This window comes from Thermomonas alba (assembly GCF_022419205.1).
Taxonomy (GTDB): Bacteria; Pseudomonadota; Gammaproteobacteria; order Xanthomonadales; family Xanthomonadaceae; genus Thermomonas; species Thermomonas alba.
The window spans coordinates 176843-199313 of sequence record NZ_JAJOZU010000003.1 but is presented as its reverse complement, the minus strand read 5'-3'; the positions used below and the strand labels follow the sequence as shown (position 1 = coordinate 199313).

Here is a 22471-nt window from a genome sequence, read left to right as displayed (position 1 = left end):
GCGGCGCGGATCAGCACGGCGCCTCGGCGCCGCGACGGAAGTACCACCACCAGGTAATGGCAATGCAGGTGACGTAGAAGGCAATGAACCCGTACAGCGCCGCCTCCGGGCCGCCGGTCAGGGCGATGGAGGTGCCGTAGCTCTTGGGCACGAAGAACCCGCCGTAGGCACCCACGGCCGAGGAGAAGCCGATCACCGCGGCGGACTCGAGACCCGCCTGCCGCGAGGCCCTGGCCTTCTCCTCCTCGCTGCGGCCGGCGGCGGCCTTCTCGTGCATGCTGCGGAAGATGATCGGGATCATCCGGAAGGTGCTGGCGTTGCCGATGCCGGTGAGGATGAACAGCAGCATGAACATCGCCATGAAGCCGCCGAAGTGACCGCCGGAAGGGCCGCTCGGCAGGAAGTAGAGAACACCGAACACTGCAGCCACCATCAGTACGAAGACCCAGAAGGTGAGGAAGGCGCCGCCCAGGCGATCGCTCATCCAGCCACCGATCGGCCGCGCCAGCGCGCCGACCAGCGGCCCCAGGAACGCGTAGGACAGCGCGTTGACCTCGGGAAACTGGGTCTTGATCAGCATCGGAAACCCGGCCGAGTAGCCGATGAAGCTGCCGAACGTGCCGATGTAGAGCCAGCACATCAGCCAGTTGTGCTTGCGCCGGAAGATCACCGCCTGCTCGGCGAACGAAGAGCGCGCGCAGGCCAGGTCGTTCATGCCGAACCAGGCCGCAAGGGTGCAGACAAGCAGAAACGGAACCCAGATGAAGCCGGCGTTCTGAAGGTAGAGGTGTTCACCATCAGGGGTCACCTGCGGCCCGCCGGCAAGACTCCCAAACACCGAAGTGGTAATCACCAGCGGAATCACAAACTGCGTCGCCGACACCCCGAGATTGCCAAGCCCGGCATTCATGCCAAGCGCGTAGCCCTGCTGGGCCTTGGGGAAGAAGAAGCTGATGTTGGACATCGAGGAGGCGAAGTTGCCACCGCCGAACCCGGCGAGGATGGCGATGGCCGCGAACTGCCAGAACGGCGTACCAGGGTCCTGCACCACGATGCCGAGCCATATGGCGGGGATCAGCAGCAGGGCGGTCGAGATCGCAGTCCAGCGGCGGCCGCCGAAGATCGGCACCATGAAGGAGTAGAAGATGCGCAGCGTGGCGCCGGACAGGCCGGGCAGTGCCGCCAGCCAGAACAGCTGGTCGGTGCTGAACCGAAAGCCCACCTTGGGCAAGCTCACGGTGACGGCCGAGAACATCATCCACACCGCAAAGGCCAGCAGCAGCGCGGGGATCGAGATCCACAGGTTGCGCTGGGCGATGCGGCGTCCCGTGTTTTCCCAGAAAACAGGATCTTCGGGCCGCCAATCCTGGATGGCAGCATTCATAACCTCGTACTGCTTGACTCTGGCGTTCATGATGGCCTGACCGTTTTGGACATGGAGGGTGCACGCGGGTTCAGCGTCCGATCGCACTGACGCAAGTATCGGCGCTCCCCGCCGGCCGATCTTGATCATGATCAAATCCATTCCCGGAAACGCCCACGGGCTTGACCCACGTCAAGCCGATCCAGGCCCAGGATCGACGCCCCTGCGCACACGAACGCTGTCGCGCACGTCCACCTCGAACTCGACCTCCAGCGTCCGCTCATCCGCGCCGTCTGCAGGAAAGCGGAGCTCCACCCCTTTGCGGCTCGGCAGCCTGGCCGCATAGGCCTCCAGCAACGCCCGCGGCAACTGCAATCGCAGCCCCACAGCGGTCAGCGCCAACGCCGGCGCATCGCTCACACCTACCCGGATGGACTGCACCCATTGCACCGCATCGAAGCGCGTCACATTGGTCACCTCGTCGCCGGAGACGAGCGCCGCCAGCTCATCCTCGCTGATCCTGAACCGGATCTTCTGGCCATGCAATTGCACCTTCATTTGCTATCTCCGCTCGCCACTGCTCCGGTGTATTGAGGTTTTTCAGCTCTGCCTGCCGATCTTTCGGAAGAGGCAGGGAAATCCCAGAGAACGCGCCGTGCAGCGCCTGCAGCGAACGCTGCCGAGGAGTCTGCTCGATCGCCCAAGCCAGCCAGACCCGGACCGCGGCATTCAGACGGATCCAAAGCGGCATGACGTGTCCTTCGTAGCAGGCGCAAGAAGCATTCGATCGCACCAGCCCTTGCAGCAAACCTGCGCTCAGTCGCGGCATGTCGACGGGAACGATCAGGATGGGACCGTCATCCAATGTTTCCGCAACGCTGGCGATCCCACCCAGGGGACCAAGATCTGGGACACGGTCGGCGACGGCCTGCAATTGCGGGTGATCACCACTGATAACCACACGACCGGCGCCCGCCTTCTCCAGCAGGGCGCACATGTGCTGTAACAGGGGCCTGCCATGCCACAGCAGCGATGCCTTGTCGCGCCCCATCCGACGCGAGCGCCCCCCCGCAAGCACCACCCCCACCCACGGAGACCCAGCTCCAGCCTCAGCCTGTGCGTTGACCATGTCCCACGTGAACATCTCCCGCCTGTGTATGCGTGCACAGCGAACACCCCTCGCTCCACACGCTATCGCCATCCGCGTAATGCTCCTGCTTCCAGATGGGACTTGTGTGCTTGATGGCTTCGATGGCCTGCCGACAGGCGCGGAAGGCCTCGTCGCGATGCGGCGTTCCTGCCGCCACCACCACGGCCGTGTCGCCTACCCCGAGTCGACCCTTGGCATGCGCAAGATACAGCCGAATCTTCGGGCCAAAATCATCCGCGCAGCGCGCGGCGATTTCCTCGAACCCCTTGAGTGCCAGGGCATCGTACATATCGTAGCTGACCCCAGTGACCACCCGCCCGTGATTGAAGTCGCGCACGCGTCCGACGAACATGGCGACCCCACCGAACCCCGGACTGGACACGAACTCCAGCGCCGCGCAGGGATCAAGCCTGCCAGACTCGACGTCCACGATTGCACAATGACGTTCACTCATGCATCACCCTCCACTCACCGGTGGCAATACGGCAACTTCGCCATTGGCAGGCAACGGATCATCCTCGCGCAACACCCCTTCATCACTGGCAAAAGCGGAATAGCCAAGAAGCCCAGGCTGTAGCCGCGGCCAATGCCCGGCAGCGTACGCCTGCAGCCCTCGGCGAACATCCGCAACCCGCGGCGCATCCGCCTCCAGATCCAGGATCACGCTCCCCTGCGGCTCGTGATCACGAAACGCACCGAACAACCTCACGCGGACCTGCATCATCCCAATCCTTCGTTTAACTGAAACCCCGATAGATGCCCCACCGGATACACCTCCACGCTGGTGCCTGCAGGTAGATCGGCGTCTGGCTCATCCAACACGATCCAGGCATTGCTCCAGGCCAACGGCGCAATCCGGAATGACTCCTGCCCGGGCAGCACCTGTGCCCACAGCCGCCCGGCGGCATCCGGCATGACCCGACCTTTGAGATGGACGCGCACGCCTTGCCGTTTGCCATACGGCGCGCTCAACGGCAGCTTCAACGGACGCTCCGGAGGCAACCCGGTCAGCATGCGCAACGCCGGTTCGACAAAGAACCTAAGACCCACCGCACTGGAGACCGGGTTACCAGGCAGACCGAAGAACAAGGCGCCCCCTGGAAGGGTGGCAAAGAGCACCGGTTTGCCCGGGCGGATACGCACCTTGTGGAAATGGATGGTCGCGCCGATCTGGCGGAGGGCGTCCGGAACAAAGTCGTAGCGCCCCATCGACACGGCACCGGTACTGAGCAGGACGTCTGCACCGGCCGCCAGCGCCCGCTCCAGCGCATTCAAGAAATCCGCCGGGTCATCGGCGACGGTTTCGCGAACCACCAAGACAGCTCCAGCGTCAGCAATACGCGCGGCCAGGAACGGGCCATTGCTGTTGCGAATCTGGCCCGAGGCCAGCGGCTGCATCGGGTCGTCCACCAGCTCGCGGCCGGTATTGAGCAGCGCCACCCGCGGCGGGCGACGGGCCGCGATTTCGGCCACCCCCAGGGCGGCCAGCAGCATCTGCTGAGGCGCCGCAATGCGGGTTCCGGCCGTCAACACGCGCTCGCCCCGCGCGACATCCTCACCCGCACGCCGCACATGTTGCCCCTGCGGGAGATCAGCCTGCAGCCGGATGCGCAACGCGCGTCCATCCGATGCGCGTTCCAGCACCTCGACCTGTTCCACCGGGATCACCGCATCCAGCCCCTCCGGCATACGGGCTCCGGTCATGATCTCCCATGCCACACCAGGCTGTGCCTGCAGGCCGGCATCGCCAGCCGCCTGCGCTCCAGCGACGGGATAGCAGCTGCCGGCCGCCGCCCCCGCAGTCCCCACACACAGTGCAAAGCCGTCCATGGCGGCGTTGTCGAATGGCGGCAGCGCCGCATCGCTGAAAACATCCTCAGCCAGCACCAGCCCCGGTGCGCAGGCAAGCCGTTGCACTGGAAGAGGCCGACAGACATTCCGCAGGATCGCCAATGCGTCGTTGTATCCGATCATGGATGGGCGCCTCCCTCGATCATCGCCACGGCATGGGCCAACAGCGGCGCCAGGATGTCCATGCCCTGCCGAACCGCCCGCGGGCTGCCGGGCAGGGCCAGCACCAGCATGTTGCCCACCAGGGCCGCCTCGGCCCGACTGAGCCAGGCCAGCGGCGTATGCCGGGCGCTCTCGCTGCGAAACATTTCGGCCAGGCCCGGCACCCTCCGGTCGGCCACGCTGCACACGGCGTCCGGGGTCAGATCGCGCGGCCCCAGGCCAGTGCCGCCCGTGCATAGACACAGCCGCACACCGTCTTCGGCAAGCGTACGCAACCGCTGCGTCAGAAGCTCGACGCCATCAGGCAGAACTTCGACGTGGCGGATGTCGGCATGCAGGCGTTGCAGCCCTTCGACCAGCACTGGGCCGGAACGGTCTTCGTACTCACCCTGGCTTGCACGATCGCTCAAGGTGATGACCGCGCAAGACACACCCGCCAGACTGGGGATCCCACGCGGACGGTAATGCGCCCGCTCTACCTCGGTCATGCCGTCGGGATGCAGCCATAGCCCTTTCTTGCCGCCTTCCTTGAACAACAGCCGGATCGCGGTCATCGCCAGCGCCGGCTCGACCGGTTTGGTCAGGTCATACAGGGTGAGTAATGCGGCATTGACGCCTGCCAGCGCCTCCATCTCCACACCCGTACGGGCCTCGGTTGCGCACTCGCAATACACCCGGATGGCCTGACGCTCCGGCACCGGAACACAGCGCACTTGCACCAGTTCCAAGGCCAGCGGGTGACAGAGTGGCATCAGCATCGATGCCATCTTGGCCCCCTGGATTCCGGCCACTTCCGCCATCATCAAAGCATCCCCCTTGGGCAGGCGACGCTCCACGATCAGCGGAAACGCCAGGGGACCGGCCAGCAATTCGCCCACCGCCACGGCACGGCGACGGGTTGGCCGCTTGTCGCGGATATCGGCCATGTGAAATGCCGCCGCGTTCAATTCATCGATCATGCCCGGATCATCCTTTCTGGTGTTGGACTCATCCGCCCACCGAGGCCAAATGCGGCGTCATGCCAGTCCGCCCCTCGTGCAGGCCGTGGCCTGCGGCCTTCAGCCCCAACTGCATGGAAATACGCGCCACCAATGCGTCGAAATCGTCGTCCGACTGCAGCAGAGGCCGCAGCGGTATGCCAAACTCACCAAACAGGCACAGCCGCAGATCGCCTCGCGCAGTCACCCGCAGACGGTTGCAGCCAGCGCAGAAATCCTTCGAGTACGGCGCAATCACGCCGATCCGGCCGCGATAGTCCGGGTGCGCGTACTCCCGCGCCGGCCCGGCATCCCGCGCCCTGGGCTGCAACATCCAGCCTGCCTCCCGCAAATCCGCCTCCAGGCGTTCAGCCCGGACGTGGTGACGTTCGAAATATGCCTGATTGTCGCCGGTCCGCATCAGCTCGATGAAACGCACCGATACGTCGCGGTCGCGCAGGTATTCGCACCAGGCGGGCAGTTCGTCGTCATTGACCCCACGCAACAGCACCGCGTTGAGCTTGACCGACGCAAATCCCAGCGTCTGGGCGATCTCCACCCCTTCCCAGACGTCGGCAAAGCGGTCATGCCCGGTAATCGCTGCAAAGCGAGCCGGATTCAGGCTGTCCAGACTGACGTTGAGCGCCGTCAATCCAGCCTCACGCCAGCGGCGCACATGGCGCGGCAACGTACAGCCGTTGGTGGTGAGTGCGATCGTGTCGACTCCTGGCGTTGCCGCCACCGCCGCAATGATGGCCGGAAGATCCTTGCGCAGACTGGGTTCACCGCCAGTGAGGCGAATCTTGCGCATGCCAAGCGCAGCGAACGCGCGCACCAGTCGGCGGATCTCATCGAGGGTGAGGAACCCGGGCCGCCCATCCGGGCGATACCCATCGGGCAGGCAATAGCTGCAACGGAAGTTGCAGGCTTCGGTCAGGGACAGGCGCAGATAGGGAAAGGTGCGACCGTAGCCATCGATGAGGCGGGTCATGCTGACACTCCATTCCAGAACGGGAAGGCCAGCCCGTTTCCAGCCTGACCCGGTGACCCGTCACACACCCGGGCCACGGCCCTTTGCCATATGCAACACGGGGCTCCGCGATGCACCCAGGCAGCAGGGCTTGGAGATGAAACAAGGCCAGTCTAACTCCGGCACTGCCGGGTGCACTTGACCAGAATCAAGAATGACGGCCATCGACCGTGCTAGCCTGCGCAATGAGGTCTGGACAGTCCCATCCTGGACGTGTCAGCCCACGCCAAGCCCGGCCCATGTCCGAACCTGGGGTTTGCGTGCCCAATCGCGTACATCGCTGCTGAGCGAGCCACAATTCTTGATCGATGGCGCCTCTGCCACGAGGTTGTCCAGGCAAACACGGTACTCCCCCATGTCCCTGTATTCCTTCCAGGATCTGCTCACCGCTGCCCGCCACCAGCCAGAACCACAACGGCTTCTGTTCGTGTTTGCCCGGGTGGAGCTGCCGGAAAACGCCACCCCCGCGCAGCGTGAACGCTTTGAACGCGGCGAAGGCGGCACGCTTGCACCCTGCCTGTGTGTCGACAAGACGCCGGACGAGATCGACTCGTTCGCGACCTTAGTCACCGAGTCGATGCAGACCGGCCAGCACTGGGACATGGTGTTCGTCGGTTGCCTGAGCGGTCGCGCCGGCATCGCGCCCAGCCCGGACGAAGCCGCCCAGCCGCTGCGATTCATGGTCAATGCCATCAACGGCGGCCGAATCAGCCAGTTTGCCGCCTTCGACCGTGATGGCCAGCCGATTCAGTTCATCTGATTCAGCTGCCCAACAACGTGCGCACCAGCGAGGCCCCCAGGAACAGCACCATCAGGACGGTATTGATCGCCCAGGCCACGGTCAGTGCCCGCGCAATCATCCCGTAGCGCGGCTCTGTGGCCTTGGGCGCAGCCCGCCATACCGCCATCACGATCCATGCCGTGTAGCCAAGCAGAAACACCAGCAGCCCCAGCGTCGCACCTGGCAGTTGACCGTGATCCACCAACCAGGCCACCAGCAGCCAGAGCAGATTGCTGGGGATCACTCCGTACAACCAGAACACTTTCCACAACGGGCTGCGCTCGGGCAGGAAACCAGCATGCGAAGCAGACATGACAACCTCCTGGATGAGAGGGACTGCGCCCCCATCCTACTCCGACCAGCACGCCCTTCAATCCCCCCGCCCTTTTCGCTCTGCCCCACCTTCGGGCCTCCACTGTCCCGGGCGCTACCATGCTCCACTCTCCTGCCTCTGAAGTGATGTGTCGCCATGACCACCCACACTCCCGAGTTATCGCCTGAAGAGGCGCTTGCCCGTCTGCAGGCCGGCATCCCACTGCTGGACGTGCGCGGAGACGGCGAACGCGCCGCCGGCATGGCCGAAGGCGCACGCGCGGTCGCGCTGAATCAGTTACTGGCGTCACCGGAGCGTTGGCTGCCGGGGCCGGAGGCCGAAGTCGGCCTGATCTGCGCCACCGGCGTCCGCACCCGCGCTGCGGTGGAACGGCTGCGGGCACAGGGGTATGCCCGGCTGTGGTCGGTCGCCGGCGGAACCCGTCGATGGGCACAGGCCGGCCTGCCGATGACCGCCGCGCAGGAATCCCCGGAATTTCTCGAGCGCTATTCCCGCCACCTGCGCCTGCCCGAGGTCGGGCTGGAAGGCCAGCGCCGCCTGCGCAGCGCCCGGGTAGCGCTGCTCGGCGCCGGCGGACTGGGCTGTCCGGCCGCGCTCTATCTGACCGCTGCTGGCATCGGCCGCTTGACCGTGATCGATGGCGACGTGGTCGAACGCAGCAATCTGCAGCGGCAGGTACTGCACGGCGAGGCCGATATCGGGCGTGCCAAGACGTCCTCGGCACGCGACCGCCTGCATGCCTTGAATCCGGACATCCGGATCATCGAGCAGCCGGTGCGGCTGGATGCCGACAATGTCGATGCATTGCTTCGCAACCACGACGTGGTGATCGACGGAACCGACAATTTCTTCACCCGCTATCTCGTCAACGCTGCCTGCATTCGCCTCGGGATCCCCTGGGTCTACGGTGCCGTGGAGCGCTTCCGCGGCCAGGTGGCGGTGTTCGATCCGCATCCGGGAAGCCGGCACGGCTGTTATCAATGCGTGTTTCCGCAGCCGCCTCCACCCGAACTTGCACCCAACTGCGCCGAAGCCGGGGTGTTGGGCGTGCTGCCAGGCTTGATCGGCCTGCTACAGGCCACGGAAGCCATCAAGCTGCTGCTGGGCATCGGAACCTCCCTCCGGGGCCGAATGCTGGCTGTGGATGCGCTCGGCATGGAGTTCGAGCAGATTCCACTGGGCCGCGATCCGGATTGCACCGCATGCGGCACGCCCGACTGCCAACTCCTTCCCAAGCTACGCCATCATTGCCAGGCAAGCCGCTGACCATCTCCCCTGTGCGACACTGTCGGGATGCTGATGCCACTCCTTGCCATCGCTCTGTATTTGCTCGCGACCGCGCTGCTATGGCGCGCGGCGGCCGGCGGCCATGCGCAGGCACGCGGCTGGGTGCCGGTGGCGGCGCTGGGGCTGGTGTTCCATGCCGAGGCCCACGTGGAGGCCTGGCGCCTGCTGCAGGGGCCGGACATGCATTTCTTCGCTGCGCTGTCGCTGGTCGGGATCGGGATGGCCGCGCTGACCACCGCCTACGGCGCTGGCGGCCGGATGCCAGCGCTGGGCATCGTGGTGTTCCCGCTGGCCACGCTGTCCCTGCTGGGCTACGTGCTGTACGGCCACGCCGACGCGGCCAGCCGGCTCGACTGGCGCCTGCAGCTGCACGCCTGGCTGGCCCTGCTGGCCTATGCCACCCTGGCGCTGGCGGCGGTGCTGGCGACCTTCCTGTGGGCGCAGGAGCGCGCGCTGCGCCGGCGCGAGTTCCACGCCTGGCTGCGCGCGCTGCCGCCGCTGACCGAACTGGAAACCCTGCTGTTCCGCAGCATCGCGGTGGGCTTTACGCTGCTGACCGCCACCCTGCTGACCGGCGTGCTGTTCGTCGAGAACCTGCTGGCCCAGCATCTGGTGCACAAGACCGTGCTCAGCGCGCTGTCGTGGCTGGCGTTCGGCGCGCTGCTGCTGGGACGCTGGCGGTACGGTTGGCGCGGCGCCATCGCGGTGCGCTGGACGCTGGCGGCGATGGCGCTGCTGGTGCTGGCTTTCTTCGGTAGCAAGTTCGTACTGGAGCTGGTGCTGCGCCGGGCCGGCTGAAGTGCCCGTTGAAGGCGACATGCTTGCCAGCCGAATATTTGCATTGCGAACTATTGCGCTGGCCATCAAAATACGCGCCCATCATGATGACGCCCGTCACCTCCGTCGAGGCCTGCACCGGTTCCGCCCTCGGCCTGCTGTTCCGGCAGGTGCGCGATGCCATGTGGACGCGCATGGAACGCGAGCTGGCCGCAGCCGGTCATGCGCTGACCTTCAGCCAGTACATCGTCATCCGCCAGCTGGCCGACGGCAGCGCCAACGTCACCGATCTTGCGCGTGCCGCCCATCTCAACCCTGGGGCCATGACCCGCCTGCTGGACAAGCTGGAGGCGCGCGGCATCCTGACTCGGGCAGTCGATCCCAACGACCGCCGCGCCTTGCATATTCATCTGACCCAGGTCGGCTATGCCATGTGGCGCGACATCCAGCAGTGTGGCGCGCGCGTGCGCGAACGCGCCCTGCGCGGCATGGACGAAGCCACCCGCGCGCAGCTGACCCGCCTGCTGGAGCAGGCCCGCGACAACCTCCTCGCACCAGACTGACCCATGCCCAGATTCCCTCTCCTCACCGCCGCGCTGGCCAGTGCCCTGCTCGCTGCCGGCTGCGCCTTCGACACACGGCGCACCGACGGCCCGCTCCACGGCCACGCGCCCTGACCGCTTACGCAGGAGTCGCGCTGGGGCGTTCCGCCACCTCCCTCCCCCTCCGGGTGGCGCGCATCCATGCTGGCGGCAAGCGCCGCCGCTCCTGCTCCATCCTCCTTTCGCAACTCCGCCCGATCGCAGGCGCCATCGCTCCACGAAACCATCGCAAATCCGTGTATCCACCGCGGCGGCACGTTGACATCGCGCCTGACACCTCACCCACATCCCATCCCGCAGGAGAACCCCGCATGCGCTGCGCCCTCTACCAGAGCTTCGGCGACCCCACCAAGGTGCTGGCCGTGGGCGATGCCCCGCTGCCGCAGCCGCGGGCGGGCGAGGTGCGTATCCGCACCCTGCTGGCGCCGATCCACAACCACGACCTGCTCACCGTGCGCGGCCAGTACGGCTACCGGCCCGCGCTGCCGGCGATCGGCGGCAGCGAGGCGGTCGGCATCGTGGACGCGCTGGGCGAAGGCGTGGAAGGCCTGGCGGTCGGCCAGCGCGTGGCCACCCCGGCCGGGCGCGGCACCTGGGCCGAGTACTTCATCGCGCCGGCGCGGATGACGGTGCCGCTGCCGGACGGCATCCCCGACGAGACCGCGGCGCAGCTGCTGGCGATGCCGCTGAGCGCGCTGATGCTGCTGGAGACGCTGGCGCTGCCGGCCGGTGCGTGGATCGTGCAGAACGCGGCCAACGGCGCGGTCGGCAAGGCGCTGGCGATGCTGGCCGGCGCGCGCGGCCTGCGGGTGGTCAACATCGTGCGCGGCGAGGCGGGCGTTGCCGCCCTCACCGCGCTCGGGCTTGCACACGTGGTCTGCAGCGCGCACGCGGACTGGATGCAGCAGGTGCGCGCGATCACCGGGCCGGGGCTGGCGCAGGCGGCGATCGATTCGGTCGGCGGCCGCGCCAGCGGCGCGCTGCTGGCGCTGCTCGGCGAGGGCGGCGTGCTGGTGTCGTTCGGCGCGCTGACCGGCGAGCCGATGCAGCTCTCGCCGGCCGACCTGATCTTCAAGCAGGCCATCGTGAAGGGATTCTGGGGCAGCAAGGCGAGCCAGGCGCTGTCGGCCGAGGAGCGCCGCCGGCTGGTGGGCGAACTGCTGCAGCGCGCTCTGGCCGGCGAGCTGCGGCTGCCGGTGGATGCGGTCCACGACCTCGCCGACATCGGCCAGGCAGCGGCCGCCAGCCTGCGCCCGGGACGCCCCGGCAAGGTCCTGCTGCGCCCCTGAACGCGATTGGGCGCTGCCGTCAGGCCTGCTCCAGCGCCTCCGCCAGGCGCTCCACCGCGACCACCTCCAGGCCTTTGTAGTGGCCCGATTTGGGCGCGTTGGCGCGGGGCACGATCGCGCGCTTGAAGCCGTGCGAGGCGGCCTCGCGCAGGCGCTCCTCGCCGTTCGGGACCGGGCGGATCTCGCCGGACAGGCCGACTTCGCCGAACGCCACCGTCTTCTCCGCCAGCGGGCGGTCGCGCAGCGAGGACAGCACCGCCAGCAGCACCGGCAGGTCGGCCGCGGTTTCCTGCACGCGGATCCCGCCGACCACGTTCAAGAACACGTCCTGGTCGCCCACCATCACCCCGCCATGGCGGTGCAGCACCGCCAGCAGCAGCGCCAGCCGGTTGCCCTCCAGCCCCACCACCACCCGCCGCGGGTTGGACAGCGGCGAGGCGTCCACCAGCGCCTGCACCTCCACCAGCAGCGGGCGGGTGCCCTCGCGCGTGACCATCACGCAGCTACCGGGCTGAGCCGCGCCCATGCCGGAGAGGAAGATCGCGGACGGGTTGGCCACTTCGCGCAGGCCGGCATCGGACATCGCGAACACGCCCAGCTCGTTGACCGCGCCGAAGCGGTTCTTGAACGCGCGCAGCACCCGGAAGCGGCTGCCGGAATCGCCTTCGAAATACAGCACCGCGTCCACCATGTGCTCCAGCACGCGCGGGCCGGCGATGCCGCCCTCCTTGGTGACGTGCCCGACCAGGAACACCGCGGTGCCGGTCTCCTTGGCGTAGCGCACCAGGCGTGCGGCGGACTCGCGCACCTGCGACACCGAGCCGGGCGCGGCGGTCAGGGTCTCCGTCCACAGGGTCTGGATGGAATCGGCCACCAGCAGGCGCGGGCGCGCGGCGACGGCATGTTCGAGGATGCGCTCGACGCAGGTCTCGGCCAGCGCCTTGAGGCCGTCCAGCGGCAGCCCGAGGCGCTGCGCGCGGCCGGCCACCTGCGCCAGCGACTCCTCGCCGGTGACGTACAGCCCGGGCAGGGCCGGCGCCATCTTCGCCAGCGCCTGCAGCAGCAGGGTGGACTTGCCGATCCCCGGATCGCCGCCGACCAGCACCACCGCCCCTTCCGCCAGGCCGCCGCCGAGCACGCGGTCGAACTCGCCGATGCCGGTCGAGGCGCGCACCTGCGCCTCCAGCCGCACATCGGCCAGCGCGGTGATCTTCGGCGCGTCCACCTTGCCCGCCCAACCACTGCGGCGCTGCGCCGGCGCCCGCGCGGACGCGGCCGGCTCCAGCGCGATCTCCGAGAGCGTGTTCCAGGCGCCGCAGGCCTCGCACTGGCCCTGCCATTTCGGATAGTCGGCGCCGCATTCGCTGCAGACGTAGGCGGTACGGGACTTGGCGCTGACCTTGGACATGGCGGCTCACGGAACGGACAGGCCGCCACTGTAGCCGGCGCGGGTCGCACCCGGTAAGACGCAGTGCGCCGGAGGATGACCGCGCGCCGCGCCTGCGGCATGCTTGCGGGCCTGCCTCTTCCCGTCCGGATGCCCGATGCCGACTCGCCTGCCGGCGGCACTGCCGCCCCTGTCCCGCGCTACAACGCTGCCACCGGGAGCCACGCCATGAGCCAGACCGCGCGCGTCCTGGCCGGCCTTGCCGGCGGCCTCCTGACCGGCATCCTGCTGGCCTGGCAGGCACCCGACCTGGGGCTGCACATCGCCGCCGTCGTCGAGCCGTTCGGAAAACTGTGGCTCAACGCGCTGCAGATGACCGTGGTACCGCTGGTGTTCGCGCTGGTGGTGGTGGGCATCAACCAGGCCAGCGACGCCGCGCATTCCGGGCGGGTGGCGCGGCAGGCGCTCCTGACCTTCGTGGTGCTGCTCACCGCCGCCGGTGCGATGACCGCGCTGCTGGCGCCGCTAGTGTTGGCGCAGTGGACGCCCGATCCGGCGGTGGCCGCCGCCCTGCGCGGGCATGGCGCGCCGGTGGCCACCGCGATCGGCGGCTGGGCGGATGCCCTCACCGCGCTGATCCCGAGCAACGCGATCGCCGCCGCCGCGGCGAGCGCGATGCTGCCGCTGGTGAGCTTCGCGCTGTTCTTCGGCTTCGCCCTCACCCGGCTTGAGGCCGTGCCGCGCGCGCAGGTGGTCGGCCTGCTGAAGGCGATCAGCGACGCCATGATCGTGATCGTGCACTGGGTGCTGCTCGCCGCGCCGCTGGGCATCTTCGCGCTGGTGCTGGCGCTCGCCGCGCGCGCCGGTCCGGCCATGCTGCAGGCGCTGGGCCTCTACATCCTGCTGGAATGCGCGCTGTACGCGCTGGCGGTGGTGTTGCTGATCGCGGTGGCGGTCACCGCCGGCAAGCAGCGGCTGCGCCACTTCATGGGCGGGCTGGTGCCGGTGCAGGCGGTCGCGGCCAGCACGCAGTCCTCGCTGGCCACCCTGCCGGCGATGCTGGACAGCGCGCAGCACCGGCTAGACATCCCCGCGCGCGTGTCCGGCTTGGTGCTACCGATGGCGGTGTCGCTGTTCCGCATCACCTCGCCGATCCAATACCTGGCCACCGCCAGCTTCATCGCCTGGGCGCTGGGGGTCGAGCTGACCGCCGCACAGCTGGCCACCGGCGTCGTGCTGGGCGTGCTGGTCAGCATGGGCTCGGTGGGGCTGCCGGGGCAGGCGATTTTCCTCGCCACCAACCTGCCGGTGACCTCCGCGATGGGCCTGCCGATCGCCCCGCTGCCGGTGCTGATGGCGGTGGATGCGATCCCCGACGTGCTGGCCACGGTCGGCAACGTCACCGCCGACATGACCGCGACCGCGGTGGTGGAGGCGCGCAGCGGGGAGGCCCGCGCCGCGACGGACCCGAGCGCATGAGCGGCAATCCGCAGGCCCGGGCCTTCAGCCCCGGCTCGGTCGGCAACATCGGCGTCGGCTTCGACCTGCTCGGGCACCCCATCGCCGGCATCGGCGACATCGCCACGGTGCGCCGGATCGAGACGCCGATGGTGCGGATCACCGCCATCCGCGGCTGCGTCCGCGACCTGCCGCGGGAGCCGGAGCGCAACACCGCAGGTGTCGCGCTCATGGCGTTGCGCGAGGAGTTGGCGCTGCCGTTCGGCTTCGAGATCGAGCTGGACAAGGGCATCCCGCTGGGGTCCGGCATGGGCGGCTCGGCCGCTTCCTGCGTGGCGGCGCTGGTGGCCGCCAATACGCTGCTGGAAACGCCGCTGCCGGTGGAGGCGCTGTATCCGCTGGCGCTGCGCGGGGAATCCATCGCCAGCGGCGGCCGCACCGGCGACAACGTCGGCCCGATGCTGGCCGGCGGGCTGGTGCTGGCCACCCCCGAGCGCCTGCTGCGCCTGCGCGTGCCCGCGGCCTGGCATGCCGCGGTGGTGCATCCGCATCAGGTGCTGGAAACCCTGCAGGCGCGGCGCGTGCTGCGGGGCGCCTACGCGCTGTCCGAGTTCGTGGCGCAGAGCGCCAATCTCGCCCAGGTGCTGCTGGGCTGCGAACGCGGCGATGCCGCGCTGGTGCGGGCCGGCCTCGACGACGTGCTGGTGGAACCGCGGCGAGCGCCGCTCATCCCCGGGTTCGACGCGGTGAAACGCGCCGCGCTGGCCGCCGGCGCGCTGGGCGCCAGCCTCTCCGGCGCCGGCCCCAGCGTGTTCGCCTGGTGCGAGACGGCCGCGCGCGCAGCGGAGGTGGGCGAGGCGATGCAGGCAGCCTTCGCCGCGCATGGCCAGGACAGCGACCTGCACCTGACGCCGATCGCGGCCCCTGCGGCGCGGATACTCGACTGACACCATTGCAATCAGCACGCGCGCTTCGTCGAAATGCCAAAAGTACTCCGGCAATGCGACAGCTTCGCGGTCGGATTGGCCTGATCCGTGACCTGCTGCAATAATGCGCAGCCTGGCCTCGTAGCTCAGCTGGATAGAGCGTCCCCCTCCTAAGGGGAAGGTCGCACGTTCGAATCGTGTCGGGGCCGCCACATTACTTCCACCCTGCCGCCGGCCAGCGTCGGCGCGCCCGTTCCGGAGTTCGCCATGTCCCATCCCGTCCTCACCGCGCTCGGCCTGACCGCCGTCGAATCCGGCACCTACCTTGGCAACGGCGAGTGGTCGCAGACCCGCGACGCCGGCGTGCTGGAGCCGGTCAACCCGACCACCGGCGAGGTGTTGGGCCGCGTGCATGCCTCTTCGCAAGCCGACTACGAGCTGATCATCGAGCGCGCCCAGGCCGCGTTCAAGATTTGGCGCAGCACTCCGGCGCCCAAGCGTGGGGAGGCGATCCGCCTGTGTGCCGATGCGCTGCGCACGCACAAGGATGCGCTGGGCTCGCTGGTCGCGCTGGAGATGGGCAAGTCGAAGCCGGAAGGCGACGGCGAAGTGCAGGAGATGATCGACATCGGCGAGTTCGCCGTCGGCCTGTCGCGCCAGCTGTACGGCCTGACCATGCACAGCGAGCGTCCCGGCCACCGCATGTATGAGCAATGGCATCCGCTGGGCCTGGTCGGGATCATCTCCGCCTTCAACTTCCCGGTCGCAGTGTGGGCCTGGAACAGCTTCATTGCGGCGGTGTGCGGCGACATCTCGATCTGGAAGCCCTCGCCCAAGACCCCGCTGTCCGCCATCGCCGCGATGAAGATCTGCAACGAGGCACTGCGCAAGGGCGGTTTCCCCGACATTTTCTTCCTGTTCAACGACGCCGGCACCGCGCTGGCCGAGCGCTTCGTGGACGATACGCGCATCCCGCTGATCAGCTTCACCGGCTCGACCCGGGTCGGGCGCATCGTCGGCGAGCGCGTGGCGCGCCGCATGGGCCGCAGCCTACTGGAGCTGGGCGGCAACAACGCGATCATCGTGGACGAGACCGCCGACCTCGCGCTTGCCATCCCCGCCATCGTGTTCGGCGCGGTGGGCACCGCCGGCCAGCGCTGCACCACCACCCGCCGCCTGATCGTGCACGAGTCCATCTTCGATGACGTGCTGGCGCGGCTGATCGCGGCCTACAAACAGGTGGAGAAGAAGATCGGCGACCCCACCGACCCGGCCAACCTGATGGGCCCGCTGAACAGCCAGGATGGCGTCAACGCGTATCTCGATGCCATCGCCAAGGCCAAGGCCGCCGGCGGCAAGATCGAAACCGGAGGCGCCGCGCTCGATCGGCCCGGCTATTTCGTGCTGCCCACCATCATCACCGGCCTGAGCAACGACGCCGAGATCGTCCAGCACGAGACCTTCGCGCCGATCCTGTACGTGATGAAGTACAAGGAACTGGACGAGGCCATCGAGATGCAGAACGCGGTGCCGCAGGGCCTGTCGTCGGCGATCTTCACCACCAACCTCAAGCGCGCCGAGGCGTTCCTGTCGGCGGCCGGCTCCGACTGCGGCATCGCCAACGTCAACATCGGCACCAGCGGCGCCGAGATCGGCGGCGCGTTCGGCGGCGAGAAGGAAACCGGCGGCGGCCGCGAGTCCGGTTCCGACGCGTGGAAGGCCTACATGCGCCGCCAGACCAATACAATCAACTATTCTGACGCCCTGCCGCTGGCCCAGGGCATCAAGTTCGATCTCTAATGGACGCCGCATGAGCACATCTCCCCGGCAAACGAGCGCACTGGCCGTGGTCAGCCTGATCTCCGGCATCCTGGGCTGGACGCTGCTGCCGTTCCTCGGCAGCGTGGTGGCGATCGTGTGCGGGCACCTGGCGCGCGCCGAGATCCGACGCTCGCCGCAAACGCTGGAGGGCGACGGCCTGGCGATCGCCGGCCTGGTCATGGGCTATCTGGTGATCGGCCTGGCGCTGCTGGCGCTGATCGGCGCCATCCTGTTCTTTGGCGGGCTGGCGGCCCTGCTGGCCTTTGCTGCGGGGCATTGACGGCTTGTACGCGCTCGCCCGCCCACTGCTGTTCGCGCTCGACGGCGAACGCGCCCATGGCGCCGGACTCGCCGCGCTGGAAGCCGCCTACCGTTGCGGCCTGTCGCCGCTGCTGACCAGCCCGCCGCGGCCGCTGCCGACCAAGGCCTTCGGCCTGACCTTCCCCAATCCGGTCGGCCTGGCCGCCGGGCTGGACAAGAACGGCGCGCACGTGGATGCCCTGCTGGCGCTGGGCTTCGGCTTCGTCGAGGTAGGCACGGTGACCCCGCTGCCGCAGCCTGGCAACCCGCGTCCACGCCTGTTCCGCCTGCCGCAGCACGAGGCGGTGATCAACCGCATGGGCTTCAACAACGAGGGCGTGGATGTCCTGGTGCGCAACGTCGAGCGCGCGCGCCGCCGCAGCGGTCTGGTCGGCATCAACATCGGCAAGAACAAGGACACCCCGAACGAGCGCGCGGTTGCCGATTATCTGCTGTGCCTGCGCCGGGTGTATGCGGTGGCCGACTATGTGGCGGTCAACATCTCCTCGCCCAATACCGCTGGGCTGCGCGAGCTGCAGGAAGAGCAAGCCCTGCGCCGGTTGGTGGGCAGCCTGCGCGAGGAACAGGAAAAGCTGGCCGCGCGCCACGGCAAGCGCGTGCCCGTGCTGGTGAAGATCGCGCCCGATCTGTCGGAGAACGACATCGACGCCGCCGGCCGCGTGCTGGGCGATCTGCAGGTAGACGGCGTGATCGCCACCAACACCACGCTCTCGCGCGAGGGAGTCGAGGATTCGCCGCTGGCCGACGAGGCAGGCGGGCTGTCCGGCGCGCCGCTGATGTCACGCGCGACCACCGTGCTGCGCATGCTGCGCACCCGCCTGCGCGATGACATTCCGATCATCGGCGTCGGCGGCATCCTGCACGGGGCCGACGCGGCCACCAAGCAGGCCGCCGGCGCGGTGCTGGTGCAGACCTACACCGGCCTGATCTACCGCGGCCCGGCACTGATCGGCGAATGCGTGGAGGCCCTGCGCCGACGCAAGGAAGCCCCCAGCCGCGGCCATCTGCCACCGGAATGAGCCAGGCCTCTGCTCCCGGCTATCGCATCAGCGAACACGCCCGGCTGGATGCGCGCAACACCTTTGGCGTGCGCGCACGCGCGCCCATGCTGGTGGAGGTGAACGATACCGCCGCCCTGCCAGAGCTGTTCGGCTATGCGATGCTGCGCGCCCCGGATCTGCTGATCCTCGGCGGCGGCAGCAATCTACTACTCGCCGCAGATCCGCCGGGAGCCGTGCTGTCGCTGGAAACCCGCACGATCCGCCCGCTCGCAGACGATGGCGACACGGCGATCGTGCGCGCCGACGCCGGCGTGATCTGGCACGACTTCGTGCTGTGGACACTGGGCCATGGCCTCACCGGTCTGGAGAATCTGGCCCTGATCCCTGGCACGGTCGGCGCGGCGCCGATCCAGAACATCGGCGCCTACGGCGTGGAGGTGCGCGAATCCGTGCACGTGGTGGAGGCCTTCGACCGGAAACACCGCGGCTTCGTCCGTCTGGCGGCTTCCGAGTGCGCATTCGGCTATCGCGACTCGCTGTTCAAGCACCAGCCCGAGCGCTACCTGGTGACGGCCGTCGAGTTCCGCCTGAGCCGGCGCTTCCGGCCGCGGCTGGACTACGCGGGCATCCCGGAGGAGTTGCGCGCGATGGGCGTGACGGACACTCCGCGCGCGGCGCAGGTTGCCGAGGCCGTGATCCGCATCCGCCGCCGCAAGCTGCCGGACCCGGCGGTGCTGGGCAACGCCGGCAGCTTCTTCAAGAACCCGATCGTCCCGACCGCGCAGGCCGAGGCGCTGCTGGCCGTAAATCCCGGCATGCCGGTGTTCCGCAGCGCCGGCGCCGACCGCCGCAAGCTGTCGGCAGCCTGGCTGATCGAGCAGTGCGGCTGGAAGGGCCACCGCGACGGCGATGCCGGCGTCAGCGCGCAGCATGCGCTGGTGCTGGTCAATCACGGCCAGGCCAGCGGCCAGGATCTGCTGGCGCTGGCACGCCGTATCACCGCCTCGGTGCATGATCGCTTCGGAGTGGCGCTCGAACCCGAGCCGCGCATCATCGGAGCAACCTGGTGAGCGGATCGCGCAACGTCCATGTACGCGCCGCCTGGCTGATGCTGGGCAGCACCCTGGGCTTCGGCTTGATGGCGGTGTTCATCCGCCTGGCCTCGCACTCGATGCCGACCTGGGAAGTGGCGTTCTTTCGCAACACTTTCGGTTTTCTTGCCCTGCTGCCCGTGCTGCTGTGGCCCCTGCGGCATGAGAAGCAGCCGCTGTCCGCGTTCGCCGCCAGCGTGCGCACCGACCAGCTGCCGCGCTACCTGATGCGCACTGCGATCGGCATCGGCAGCATGTTCTGCGGGTTCTGGGCGATCGCCCACCTGCCACTGGCGCAGGCCATCTCGCTGGCCTACTCCTCACCGATCTTCGTCACCATCGCCGCGATCGTGCTGCTGGGCGAGCGCGTGCGCGCGCGCCGCTGGACGGCGGTGGCGCTGGGCTTCCTCGGCGTGCTGGTGATCGTGCGGCCGTGGTCGCACGCCTTCAGCCTCGGCACTCTGGTCGCGGTCGCGGCGGCAGCACTGAGTGCGCTGGTGGCGATCCAGATCAAGCAGCTCTCGCAGATCGACAAGGCCGACACCATCGTGTTCTGGACCTACGCGCTGTGGGTGCCGATGTCGCTGCTGCCCTCGCTGCTCACATGGCGTTGGCCGCACGGGATCGAATGGCTATGGCTGCTGGCGACCGGCGCGATGGGCACGGTCGGGCAGCTGCTGTGGACACGCGCGCTGAAGCTGGGCGAAGTCTCGGCCCTGACGCCGATCAGCTTCATGCAGCTACCAGTGGTCACTTTCGCCGGTTGGCTGCTGTTCGGTGAGACGGTGGACGCCGCGACCCTGGCCGGTGCCGCCATCATCCTGGCCAGCACGTTCTACATCACCCACCGCGAAGCGCAGCTGGCGCGCCAGCGGCGCAGCGCAGCGCCGAGCGAGGCGGTCGAACCGGGCGTGTGAGCCGCCGCAGCCGTGCATTCCGGCACGGGCGGCATCGCCCGCGCAGTGGTATTCCTGGCGCACCTATCCACGGAAAGCCGCCGATGCGCCCTGCCCTGCTGCTGTTGCTCGCCGCCCTCGCCGCGCCCGCGGCGGCCCAGACCCCGCCTGCCACGCCGCCTCCGCCGCAGCCCGTCAACTACAGCGTGCCGGCCGCCGCGGAACAGGATGTGGCCAGCCTCGACGCGATCATCGCGGCGCTGTACGACGTGATTTCCGGCCCCGTCGGCAAGGCGCGCGACTGGAACCGCCTGCGCTCCCTGTTCATTCCGGAAGGGCGGATGATGCCGGTGGGCGTGCGCCCGGACGGCAGCGTCGGCATGCGCCTGCTGGCTGTCAACGACTACATCGCGCTGTCCGGCCCGCTGCTGGTCGAGCGCGGCTTCCACGAACGCGAGCTGGCGCGGCGCACCGAGCAGTTCGGCCACATCGCGCACGTGTTCAGCACCTACGAGGGTAAGGTTGCCGGCGACGCCCCGCCGATGCGCGGCATCAATACGATCCAGCTGATGAACGACGGCAGGCGCTGGTGGATCGTGTCGCTGATGTGGGAAGCCGAAAGCCCCGGGCTGGCGCTGCCGGCACACTACCTGCCGGCCGCGAAGTAATGAAGTAATGCGAGCGACGCGAGCGCGCCGTCAGTCCTGGCGGGCAGCCCGGTAGCGGCGGTCCACGTAGTCGTCGATCAGCGCAATGAACTCGGCGGCGATGTTGTCCCCACGCAAGGTCGTGGCCTTCTCACCGTCGATGAACACCGGCGCCACCGGCGCTTCACCGGTGCCGGGCAGGCTGATGCCGATGTTGGCATGACGGGACTCGCCCGGACCGTTCACCACGCAACCCATGACGGCCAGCGTCATGTTCTCGGCGCCGGGATGGCTGATCTTCCACTCCGGCATCTTCGCGCGCACGTGCTGCTGCACCACGCGGGCCAGCTCCTGGAAGAACTCGGAGGTGGTGCGGCCGCAGCCCGGGCAGGCGGTGACCATCGGCGTGAACGCGCGCAGCCCCATGGTCTGCAGCAGCTCCTGCGCCACCACCACTTCCTGGGTGCGCGAAGTGCCCGGCTCGGGGGTGAGCGAGACGCGGATGGTGTCGCCGATGCCTTCCTGCAGCAGCACCGCCAGCGCCGCGCTGGACGCCACGATGCCCTTGCTGCCGATGCCGGCCTCGGTCAGTCCCAGGTGCAGGGCAAAATCGCTGCGCATGGCCAGCTCGCGGTAGACCGCGATCAGCTCCTGCACCCCGCTGACCTTGGCGCTGAGCACGATGCGTTCCTTCGGCAGGCCCAGCTCCAGCGCGCGCTGCGCCGACTCCAGCGCGGACAGGATCAGCGCCTCGCGCATCACCCGCCCGGCGTCCCACGGCTCGGCGCGCCGGGCGTTCTCGTCCATCAGGCGCGCCGCCAGGGCCTGATCCAGCGAGCCCCAGTTGGCGCCGATCCGCACCGGCTTGCCGTAGCGGATGGCGAACTCGATCAGCTGCGCGAACTGGGCATCCTTCTTCTTGCCGAAGCCGACGTTGCCGGGGTTGATGCGGTACTTCGCCAGCGCTTCCGCGCAGGCCGGCTCGTTCGCCAGCAGGGTGTGGCCGTTGTAGTGGAAGTCGCCGATGATCGGCACGCGGATGCCCATCCGGTCGAGCTTTTCCACGATCCGCGGCACCGCTGCGGCGGCCTCCGCGGTATTCACCGTCACCCGCACCAGCTCGGAGCCGGCGCGCCAGAGCTCGGCCACCTGCTTCACCGTGGCGGCGACGTCGGCGGTGTCGGTATTGGTCATCGACTGCACCACCACCGGCGCGCCGCCGCCCACTTTCACCCCGCCGATTTCCACTTGACGGGTAACGTGGCGGGGTTCGGGGCCGAAGCGCTGCGTGGGGGGCGTGTCCATGCGCGCATTTTAGCG

The 22471-nt window shown here is 68.5% G+C and carries 24 protein-coding genes, 1 tRNA gene and 1 riboswitch; of the genes, 14 read left to right on the top strand and 11 right to left on the bottom strand.

All coding sequences use genetic code 11. The annotated features are described in order from the left end of the window. Positions 1 to 10 precede the first annotated feature (10 nt). From ML342_RS05845 to moaA, 8 genes are all read right to left on the bottom strand, one after another. Positions 11 to 1513, bottom strand: a complete 1503-nt coding sequence (locus ML342_RS05845) for a NarK family nitrate/nitrite MFS transporter (protein ID WP_275672397.1) — start codon at positions 1511 to 1513, stop codon at positions 11 to 13. Positions 1514 to 1555: 42 nt separating this feature from the next. Continuing rightward, positions 1556 to 1921, bottom strand: coding sequence for a DUF7009 family protein (locus ML342_RS05840; protein WP_240126100.1), 366 nt, complete (start codon positions 1919 to 1921; stop codon positions 1556 to 1558). Then, positions 1869 to 2492 (bottom strand): molybdenum cofactor guanylyltransferase, encoded by a 624-nt coding sequence (mobA, locus tag ML342_RS05835; protein WP_275672407.1) that lies wholly within the window; start codon positions 2490 to 2492, stop codon positions 1869 to 1871. The genes ML342_RS05840 and mobA overlap by 53 nt, the downstream gene beginning before the upstream one ends. Further along, a complete protein-coding gene (locus ML342_RS05830) occupies positions 2473 to 2967 on the bottom strand; it encodes a molybdenum cofactor biosynthesis protein MoaE (protein ID WP_240126097.1) in 495 nt (164 codons plus the stop codon). The genes mobA and ML342_RS05830 overlap by 20 nt, the downstream gene beginning before the upstream one ends. Before the next feature lie 3 nt (positions 2968 to 2970). Continuing rightward, positions 2971 to 3234 carry a MoaD/ThiS family protein gene (locus tag ML342_RS05825; protein ID WP_240126095.1) on the bottom strand — a complete coding sequence of 88 codons (264 nt, stop codon included), beginning with the start codon at positions 3232 to 3234 and terminating at the stop codon, positions 2971 to 2973. Continuing rightward, positions 3234 to 4487 carry a molybdopterin molybdotransferase MoeA gene (locus tag ML342_RS05820; RefSeq protein ID WP_240126093.1) on the bottom strand — a complete coding sequence of 418 codons (1254 nt, stop codon included), beginning with the start codon at positions 4485 to 4487 and terminating at the stop codon, positions 3234 to 3236. The genes ML342_RS05825 and ML342_RS05820 overlap by 1 nt, the downstream gene beginning before the upstream one ends. Beyond that, positions 4484 to 5485 carry a bifunctional molybdenum cofactor biosynthesis protein MoaC/MoaB gene (gene moaCB / locus ML342_RS05815; protein ID WP_072756288.1) on the bottom strand — a complete coding sequence of 334 codons (1002 nt, stop codon included), beginning with the start codon at positions 5483 to 5485 and terminating at the stop codon, positions 4484 to 4486. Before moaCB ends, ML342_RS05820 begins: the two co-directional genes overlap by 4 nt. Before the next feature lie 28 nt (positions 5486 to 5513). Further along, positions 5514 to 6494, bottom strand: a complete 981-nt coding sequence (moaA, locus tag ML342_RS05810; protein ID WP_072756295.1) for a GTP 3',8-cyclase MoaA — start codon at positions 6492 to 6494, stop codon at positions 5514 to 5516. Beyond that, positions 6486 to 6642, bottom strand: a riboswitch (molybdenum cofactor riboswitch). It overlaps the preceding gene by 9 nt. A 246-nt stretch (positions 6643 to 6888) precedes the next feature. Between moaA and ML342_RS05805 the strand changes: the two genes are divergently transcribed. Next, a complete protein-coding gene (locus ML342_RS05805; protein ID WP_072756287.1) occupies positions 6889 to 7293 on the top strand; it encodes a ribonucleotide reductase subunit alpha in 405 nt (134 codons plus the stop codon). A gap of 1 nt (position 7294) precedes the next feature. On the opposite strand, the gene ML342_RS05800 is transcribed toward ML342_RS05805, so the two are convergent. Next, positions 7295 to 7627: a hypothetical protein gene (locus ML342_RS05800; RefSeq protein WP_240126092.1), complete on the bottom strand. Its 333-nt coding sequence runs from the start codon at positions 7625 to 7627 to the stop codon at positions 7295 to 7297. A gap of 156 nt (positions 7628 to 7783) precedes the next feature. Here ML342_RS05800 and moeB point away from each other — a divergent pair, with 156 nt between their 5' ends. The 4 genes from moeB (at position 7784) to ML342_RS05780 (ending at position 11603) form a co-directional block, all read left to right on the top strand. Further along, positions 7784 to 8914 (top strand): molybdopterin-synthase adenylyltransferase MoeB, encoded by a 1131-nt coding sequence (moeB, locus tag ML342_RS05795; protein WP_240126090.1) that lies wholly within the window; start codon positions 7784 to 7786, stop codon positions 8912 to 8914. 27 nt (positions 8915 to 8941) lie between these two features. Further along, complete coding sequence (locus ML342_RS05790; protein ID WP_240126088.1) at positions 8942 to 9733, top strand: cytochrome C assembly family protein; 792 nt, start codon at positions 8942 to 8944, stop codon at positions 9731 to 9733. An 83-nt stretch (positions 9734 to 9816) separates the two neighbouring features. Beyond that, positions 9817 to 10275: a MarR family winged helix-turn-helix transcriptional regulator gene (locus ML342_RS05785; protein WP_240126086.1), complete on the top strand. Its 459-nt coding sequence runs from the start codon at positions 9817 to 9819 to the stop codon at positions 10273 to 10275. Positions 10276 to 10625: 350 nt separating this feature from the next. Further along, the gene (locus ML342_RS05780; RefSeq protein ID WP_240126085.1) at positions 10626 to 11603 is read left to right on the top strand and encodes a zinc-binding dehydrogenase; all 978 of its coding nucleotides are present in this window, start codon (positions 10626 to 10628) and stop codon (positions 11601 to 11603) included. 19 nt (positions 11604 to 11622) lie between these two features. On the opposite strand, the gene radA is transcribed toward ML342_RS05780, so the two are convergent. Then, positions 11623 to 13011 carry a DNA repair protein RadA gene (gene radA / locus ML342_RS05775; protein ID WP_240126084.1) on the bottom strand — a complete coding sequence of 463 codons (1389 nt, stop codon included), beginning with the start codon at positions 13009 to 13011 and terminating at the stop codon, positions 11623 to 11625. A gap of 207 nt (positions 13012 to 13218) precedes the next feature. On the opposite strand from radA, the gene ML342_RS05770 reads away from it, so the two are divergent. From ML342_RS05770 to ML342_RS05730, 9 genes are all read left to right on the top strand, one after another. Beyond that, positions 13219 to 14469 carry a dicarboxylate/amino acid:cation symporter gene (locus ML342_RS05770; protein ID WP_240126082.1) on the top strand — a complete coding sequence of 417 codons (1251 nt, stop codon included), beginning with the start codon at positions 13219 to 13221 and terminating at the stop codon, positions 14467 to 14469. Further along, positions 14466 to 15395: a homoserine kinase gene (locus ML342_RS05765; RefSeq protein WP_240126080.1), complete on the top strand. Its 930-nt coding sequence runs from the start codon at positions 14466 to 14468 to the stop codon at positions 15393 to 15395. Before ML342_RS05770 ends, ML342_RS05765 begins: the two co-directional genes overlap by 4 nt. Before the next feature lie 114 nt (positions 15396 to 15509). Next, a tRNA-Arg gene (locus tag ML342_RS05760) sits at positions 15510 to 15586 on the top strand. A gap of 55 nt (positions 15587 to 15641) precedes the next feature. After that, the gene (gene amaB, locus ML342_RS05755) at positions 15642 to 17174 is read left to right on the top strand and encodes an L-piperidine-6-carboxylate dehydrogenase (RefSeq protein ID WP_240126079.1); all 1533 of its coding nucleotides are present in this window, start codon (positions 15642 to 15644) and stop codon (positions 17172 to 17174) included. A 10-nt stretch (positions 17175 to 17184) separates the two neighbouring features. Then, the gene (locus ML342_RS05750; protein WP_240126077.1) at positions 17185 to 17475 is read left to right on the top strand and encodes a DUF4190 domain-containing protein; all 291 of its coding nucleotides are present in this window, start codon (positions 17185 to 17187) and stop codon (positions 17473 to 17475) included. A gap of 4 nt (positions 17476 to 17479) precedes the next feature. Beyond that, a complete protein-coding gene (locus ML342_RS05745; RefSeq protein WP_240126075.1) occupies positions 17480 to 18535 on the top strand; it encodes a quinone-dependent dihydroorotate dehydrogenase in 1056 nt (351 codons plus the stop codon). Then, positions 18532 to 19587, top strand: a complete 1056-nt coding sequence (murB, locus tag ML342_RS05740; protein WP_240126074.1) for a UDP-N-acetylmuramate dehydrogenase — start codon at positions 18532 to 18534, stop codon at positions 19585 to 19587. The genes ML342_RS05745 and murB overlap by 4 nt, the downstream gene beginning before the upstream one ends. A gap of 38 nt (positions 19588 to 19625) precedes the next feature. Next, a complete protein-coding gene (locus ML342_RS05735; RefSeq protein ID WP_240126296.1) occupies positions 19626 to 20525 on the top strand; it encodes a DMT family transporter in 900 nt (299 codons plus the stop codon). Positions 20526 to 20608: 83 nt separating this feature from the next. Continuing rightward, a complete protein-coding gene (locus tag ML342_RS05730) occupies positions 20609 to 21172 on the top strand; it encodes a hypothetical protein (protein ID WP_240126072.1) in 564 nt (187 codons plus the stop codon). A 30-nt stretch (positions 21173 to 21202) separates the two neighbouring features. On the opposite strand, the gene ispG is transcribed toward ML342_RS05730, so the two are convergent. After that, on the bottom strand, positions 21203 to 22456 hold the full coding sequence (gene ispG / locus ML342_RS05725) for a flavodoxin-dependent (E)-4-hydroxy-3-methylbut-2-enyl-diphosphate synthase (protein WP_240126070.1): 1254 nt from the start codon (positions 22454 to 22456) through the stop codon (positions 21203 to 21205). Between the last annotated feature and the right edge of the window lie 15 nt (positions 22457 to 22471).